This is a genomic window from Elstera sp., assembly GCF_044372965.1.
Classification (GTDB): domain Bacteria; phylum Pseudomonadota; class Alphaproteobacteria; order Elsterales; family Elsteraceae; genus Elstera.
On the sequence record NZ_JBILQX010000307.1, the window covers coordinates 1 to 5,292 of the forward strand.

At 57.8% G+C, this 5,292-nt stretch carries 6 protein-coding genes and 1 pseudogene; 6 read left to right on the top strand and 1 reads right to left on the bottom strand.

The window, feature by feature from the left end; all coding sequences use genetic code 11:
- A pseudogene (locus ACIQ36_RS20075) lies at positions 1 to 438 on the bottom strand (hypothetical protein); the annotation flags it as partial.
- A gap of 204 nt (positions 439 to 642) precedes the next feature.
- Here ACIQ36_RS20075 and ACIQ36_RS20080 point away from each other — a divergent pair.
- The 6 genes from ACIQ36_RS20080 to ACIQ36_RS20105 all read left to right on the top strand — a co-directional run.
- Positions 643 to 1,503 carry an ABC transporter substrate-binding protein gene (locus tag ACIQ36_RS20080; RefSeq protein ID WP_395832663.1) on the top strand — a complete coding sequence of 287 codons (861 nt, stop codon included), beginning with the start codon at positions 643 to 645 and terminating at the stop codon, positions 1,501 to 1,503.
- Between the two features lie 137 nt (positions 1,504 to 1,640).
- A complete protein-coding gene (locus tag ACIQ36_RS20085; RefSeq protein ID WP_395832665.1) occupies positions 1,641 to 2,417 on the top strand; it encodes an amino acid ABC transporter ATP-binding protein in 777 nt (258 codons plus the stop codon).
- 12 nt (positions 2,418 to 2,429) lie between these two features.
- Complete coding sequence (locus ACIQ36_RS20090; protein ID WP_395832667.1) at positions 2,430 to 3,080, top strand: amino acid ABC transporter permease; 651 nt, start codon at positions 2,430 to 2,432, stop codon at positions 3,078 to 3,080.
- Positions 3,077 to 3,757: an amino acid ABC transporter permease gene (locus ACIQ36_RS20095; protein WP_395832669.1), complete on the top strand. Its 681-nt coding sequence runs from the start codon at positions 3,077 to 3,079 to the stop codon at positions 3,755 to 3,757. Before ACIQ36_RS20090 ends, ACIQ36_RS20095 begins: the two co-directional genes overlap by 4 nt.
- 225 nt (positions 3,758 to 3,982) lie before the next feature.
- Positions 3,983 to 4,672, top strand: coding sequence for a gamma-glutamyl-gamma-aminobutyrate hydrolase family protein (locus ACIQ36_RS20100; RefSeq protein ID WP_395832671.1), 690 nt, complete (start codon positions 3,983 to 3,985; stop codon positions 4,670 to 4,672).
- A gap of 499 nt (positions 4,673 to 5,171) precedes the next feature.
- Positions 5,172 to 5,292 (top strand): CoA transferase (locus ACIQ36_RS20105; protein WP_395832673.1); only part of this gene is annotated, 121 nt, incomplete at its 3' end.

The following is a 5,292-nucleotide window of genomic DNA, read 5'->3' on the forward strand; positions in this document are numbered from 1 at the left end:
ATGGGTTTGTACTTGCCGCAAGTAGGGGTGAATCTCGGGGGGAATCGCGTCGATATTGCGTAAGAGAGGCCCTATAATCGCTACGCAATCGAACTTATCGGGCGGCATCAGCCCGGAATCGGCTGGGATTGAAATGCCGCAACTCGAAGTGACCGATTGGCGTCCTGGCGCCATGATGGTCCACGAACACAGAATCTTCCGGCTCTTATCGCCGATATCCGCCGCGTGACGAAGAGCCTCGACGAAGCCCGTCAGCGACATCAGCGGGAATTCCGGGCATAAAATAAACCCGACATTCAAATCCGGTTTTGATCGAGCTTCTCGCATCGCCAGTCCTTGCAAGCCGAGCCGTAAATCTCGCCAACCCTGCACATTCCGGGCAGGCCAGAGAACATCAAAAACCCAGCTAGAAACACAGAATTCCAGCTTGCGGGCCACGGTTTAGCGCGGCCCGCCATCGCAGCACTCGGGATAGGATGAGCGTAGCAGCGCTGTCGTGAAAACGGCAAGCCAGGCAAAAACATTATGTCGTAATTATTATGTTTTTTGACGCCTTGCTCCAAGCCGCTGTCGTCCTTGCATGGTGTTCTGGTGACCACAGGCGAGATGCAGCCTGCAACAATCAATACGACAGGGACACCCATGAACATTCTTTCAAAGCTATTCGCAGGCGGGATCGTGGCGGCCTCTCTGGTCACCGGCGCGGTCGCCCAGGATGTGACGACCATCCAGAAAGGCAAGCTGACAGTGGCCTTCACCGGCGACATGCCGGGGTCTGGCTGGCGGGATGGGAAGATGATCGGCTACGACGGCGAGATCATGCAATTGATTGCCGACAAGCTTGGTCTGCCCATCACACCCGCGCTGATGGAATGGTCCGGCACGATTGCTTCCGTCCAGGCGGGCCGCGTCGATGCTATGCTCGGCACCATGGGCTGGACCGAGCAGCGCACCAAGATCATGACGCTCACCGAGCCGGTGCATTACTTCAAAAATGGTATCATGCAGTCCAAGAAGACGAACTGGGACAAGCTGGCCGATCTCAAAAACAAGAAGGTCGGCACGATTACCGGCTTTTCCTTCATCCCCGAACTGCGGAAAATCGAAGGCCTTCAACTGGGGCTCTACGACACCTCTGACGCGGCTGTCCGCGATCTCGTCGCTGGCCGTATCGAGGCGGTGATCGGCGATCCCCCCGTCATCGGCTATGCGATCTCGCAAAACCCTGACTGGAACATGCAGTTCCTCGCCTTCACGGACCAGAACAAGGACTTTCCGCTTCTGACCGGCCTTGGCCAGGTGGTGTTCGGTCTGAACAAGGATAACGCCAAGCTCGCCGACGCCATGAATGCCGTGATCAAAGAGATGTGGGCTACCTGTAAGATGAAGGAAATCGGCGCGCGCTACGGCCTTGTCGCGGATGTCTGGTACAAGCCGGTCGGCGAGAATTTCCGTGCTGGCAAGGATCGCCCGGCCGATTACAAGCTCCCAAGCTGCAACTGATTTCTCCCTCTGGTTGCTGACTACAGGTAGGCGCATTACAGCGCCGACCTTATTGTGATGATTTCCCCTATTGGTTGCTGACTGCGGGTCGGCGGATTGCCGACCCGACTTTTTTGTTTTGCCCTTTATTTCGGAGAATGACCGTGAGCCAGCCGCTCCTGCGGGTCGAGGACCTGCGCAAAAATTATGGCACCGTTGAAGTCCTGCGCGGGATCGATTTTTCTGTTCGCAAGGGGGAAAAAGTCGCGCTGATCGGCCCCTCCGGCTCGGGCAAATCAACCTGCCTGCGCTGCGTCAACATGCTCGAAAAACCCACCAGCGGTGCAATCTATCTCGATGATGCCCGCGTCGGCGTCCGGGATCCCGGCACGCGGCGCGAGCGGCTGATGTCCGATGCTGAACTCGCTCCCCAACGCCAGCAGATGGGCATGGTGTTCCAGCTCTTCTACCTCTGGCCGCATCTCACCGTGCTGGAGAATGTGTCGATCGGGCTGCGGCGGGTCCAGAATCTTCCTGCGAAGGCGGCAGATGAGATCGCCGTCGAGATGCTCGAAAAGGTCCATATGGCCCATAAAGCCGATGCCTATCCCGATTTCCTCTCCGGTGGCCAGCAGCAGCGTGTCGCAATCGCCCGAGCGCTCGCGCAGCGGCCTACGCTACTTCTATTTGATGAGCCGACCTCCGCGCTCGATCCGGAACTCGTCGGCGAGGTGCTCAACGTCATCCACGAACTCGCGGATGAGGGCCGCACCATGCTGCTCGTGACCCACGAAATCCGTTTTGCCCGCGATGTCGCGGACCGCGTGATCTTCATGGACGGCGGCATCGTGGTCGAGGAAGGCCCGGCGAAAGACCTCATCATGCACCCGCAAAACGAGCGGACGCAGGCCTTCCTGCGTCAGATCGCCCATTGAAGGATAGCCCCAGTGTTCATTCGGTTTGATACCATCCTGGCAGGGCTGCTACAGGGCGTCGGCGTCACGCTCGGGGTCACTTTCGGCGCACTGATTATCGCCATCATTCTGGGCTTTGCCCTGTCGCTGGCGCGACTCTTCCTGCGCTCCCGGCTCGTTGCACTGGCTATCGATTCCTATGTCGAGTTCTTCCGCAACATCCCCGCGCTTGCGCATCTTTTCGTGATCTATTTCGGCCTGGGGTCTGTCGGCATTCAGCTTGGCTCGGTCACCGCCGCCATCATCGGCCTCGGCCTGATCGGCGGTGCAAGCCTATGCGATGTTTTCCGCGCAGGGTTCGAGGCATTGCATAAGGGGCAGCGGGAGGCCGCTCTTGCAGTCGGTATGCGTCCGTCCCAGTCGATCCGGCTGATCCTTGCACCACAAGCGTTGCGGATCGCGCTCCCTGCCGTGACGAACTACGCAACACAATTGCTAAAGGACAGTTCGATTGCTTCGGCCATTGCTGCGCCAGAAATCATGTTCTTCGCGCGCTCGCTCGTCACCTCGACCTTCGAGACGACCCTGATCTACGTGACCGCCGCCATGATGTACCTGCTGATGAGCTTACCAATTGCCTTTGCGGCCCGCTCAATCGAACAAAAGTACGGAGCAAGGCGATGATCAGCTTTTTCGAACCCTACCTCGAGTACGGCGCCGAATGGATGCCCCGCATGCTGGATGCTGCAGGAAAGACGGCCATGATCACGCTGGCGGGCTTCATCGTCGCCATCATGATCGGATCCGCCCTGGCCTTCCTCCAGCAGAGCCGGTTCAAGACTTTCCGCGCTTTTTCGCAAGGCTATGTCGTGCTGTTCAGGGGTGTGCCGCTCCTTGCGGTGCTCTTCTTGCTCTATTTTGGCCTGCCGGGCATTGGCATTACGCTCACAGCCTTCAATGCGGGCGCCATCGGCCTTGGGCTTTGTTTTGGGGCCCAGATGGCAGAAGTCTTTCGGGCCGGGTTCGAGGCGATCCATCGCGGCCAGCGTGAAGCTGCACTCGCGATCGGAATGACGCCCTTCGTCAGCTTCCGGCTGATTATCCTGCCGCTGGTGCTTCGCATCATCCTGCCTTCGCTTGTCGCAACTTTCGTTGCGCTCTTGAAGGATTCCTCGCTCTGCGCGCTGATCACGATCAACGAACTCATGCTAGAGGGGCGCGCTTTAGCGACAGAATATTTCCTGCCGCTGCACATCTTCATTGGCATCGGCCTGATGTACTTTGCCATTGCGTGGCCGCTTTCGATGCTGGCGCGCCATCTCAACGCCAATATCCAGAAACGCAAGCGGAGTGCCGCTTAGTGTTGTGCCAAAGCTTCTATCGTCAGCGACAGACATCCCGCCAGCGCCGACCTTTGAAACCCACCTCCTCCGAGTCGGCTTGAAGCACTGGAAATTCCCAGCGCTAATCGACACTTCTCAGGTTCCAGCAAGGCTATAATCATGACTTCGAACGGAAGCATTACCGCAGACCGAACTACGCTACTATTAGCGCCAGTTGTAGCAAGAAAGGCGCCGGTCATTCTGATGACACCAGACCTCGAAGAGACGGCCATCGCGCTGAGCGAACGCAGCTATATTGTGCGGGCAAACTATGCCGAAGCGATCACGGAGGCGGGAGGAATCCCCCTTATCCTCCCGTATGTCCGAGAAAAGCTATCCGAGCTTATTGCTCTTGCGGATGGCATTCTGATTACCGGTGCCGTTCCCGGCGTGCATATCACCGGGGAGCGGCGTGCCTTCGAGATGGCGCTCGTCGATGCTGGGATGAAAGCAGGCAAGCCACTTCTTGGCATTTGTCACGGCATGCAGCTTATTGGCGAAGTTTTGGGGGGCACCCTTTGTTCCGAACTACCCCCTGGAGATGTTTCACATCTTCCACAGATGGTTCCCGATACCTTAGCCCACGCAATCACTCTAAACACCTCGACCCGCTTTTTGTCAGGGCTTTTGGCTGACGACGAGGACCAATCGTTTCGGGTCAACAGCTTGCATCAGCACGCCTTGGTTGGAGAGGGCCGCTTTCACGTTATCGCACGGTCCCCGGATGGGGTCATCGAAGCCTTCGAGGGGCTCACGCCAGGGTTCTGCATGGGGGTTCAGTGGCATCCGGAATATCGGCTGACCAATCTCGACCGGCATATCCTGGCTACCTTCGTCCTGCATTGCGCGGAGTCCGCCCTTGCGCCGCGCAGACCGGTGCCATCAGCGCCTTAGAGCGCAAGGACTCCCCCTAATGTCGCCGTCGGCGTCTCCGCAACAATCCGCCCCTAGCGCATCCTTCCACTCATGTGTCAACAATGCCCATCAAATTCTGGGATTAAACACCCTAGGGAAGGTCAGAGGGAAACTTCTCACACAAAAAGGCCTAGATAGCCGGGAGAAAATCCAGAAATCGCCGACCCTTTCTCTGTGTCCGTTCTACGCGGTCCATCGCCGTTACTCTTGTAGAGATGGCTCCGCTGTTTGGTCTCGCAACTTTGCGCGCTACCCGCTCAGCACGAGGCACGCGAAGTACGCCCGAGCCGTCCCCAAATGAACAGGATTGGTCCCACCGTGCCTGTCATCGCCTTGGGGGCTGCAATTTCCCTCCGGTAGAGACTGTCACCACGCCATCATACCTTCTGGTTGGGCCGTAATTTGGCTATATGCCGTTAACCGTGGTCAGATGGGCCGTCCATCTGGGAAATGTCAGTCGATATATGAGGGTAATGGGATGATCGATCTTTTGGCGGGCGTGCGCATCCTTGATCTCACAAATGTGCTGGCCGGCCCTTACTGCGCTTACCAATTAGGCCTTTTGGGGGCGGATGTCGTTAAGGTTGAAGCGCCCGAGG